Source organism: Proteus sp. fly-1067, from assembly GCF_040139345.1.
GTDB classification, from domain to species: Bacteria; Pseudomonadota; Gammaproteobacteria; order Enterobacterales; family Enterobacteriaceae; genus Proteus; species Proteus vulgaris_B.
Genome location: NZ_JBEEUL010000085.1, coordinates 1 through 750, shown reverse-complemented (window position 1 = coordinate 750; position 750 = coordinate 1). Strand labels below are relative to the sequence as shown.

The window sequence follows — 750 nt, the reverse complement described above, 5'->3', positions numbered from 1 at the left end:
GGTGTAGTCAACTCATATTGATTGACTCGCTTCACTTCAGACCAAAAATCATCCCCTGCAATGATAAAACCTAAATCACGAATATGGGCGGTACTACAAGAAGGCCAATAGACTTCATTTAAAATACCATACCCTACAGTAAACCATACGCGACCTTGCCCTATCGCCGTTCCGACCATATCTTTTGCACTGCTGGTCCATGTTGCTGTGCTACCCGGTTCTCCGGGGGCGTGTTGCTGATTCATTCGCTGTTCTCCTGCTCGAAGAGAGAACGCCATTGATGCCCAGAACGCATAATTCTTGATTGTGTATCAGGCCCTTGAGTTCCCGCTTTATACAAATCAGGCATGCCTTGTTGCCAAGCTTTTAATGCAGGATCAATGATCCGCCATGCCCATTCCACTTCATCAAAACGTAAAAAGTGAGCCCCCTCACCATTCAATGCATCAATCAGTAACTGCTCATAGGCGGATACCTCATATTGGCCAGGCTGAGTATAAGGTGCACTCAGTGTGATCCCATGTGTATTCAAATGCATACCGGGTAATTTTGCCGTCATGTGCATATCCATACCCATGGTTGGGGATAACCTAAAGACGAGCCAATTATTATCGACTTCAACGTCCCCCGGCAGCGCGCCCGCTGGAGCTTTAAACTGCACCGCAATTTCTGCGTAGTTATTGGCTAACCGCTTACCACTACGCAGATAAAATGGCACGCCTTTCCAACGCCAGTTATCAATCTCAATTC

General features: G+C 46.9%; 2 pseudogenes. Both read right to left on the bottom strand.

From position 1 onward, the window contains the following. Nucleotides 1-245, bottom strand: a pseudogene (locus tag ABN217_RS19265) (glycoside hydrolase family 15 protein); the annotation flags it as partial. Then, nucleotides 242-750: pseudogene (locus ABN217_RS19260) on the bottom strand (glucose-6-phosphate dehydrogenase); the annotation flags it as partial. The pseudogenes ABN217_RS19260 and ABN217_RS19265, both read right to left, overlap by 4 nt.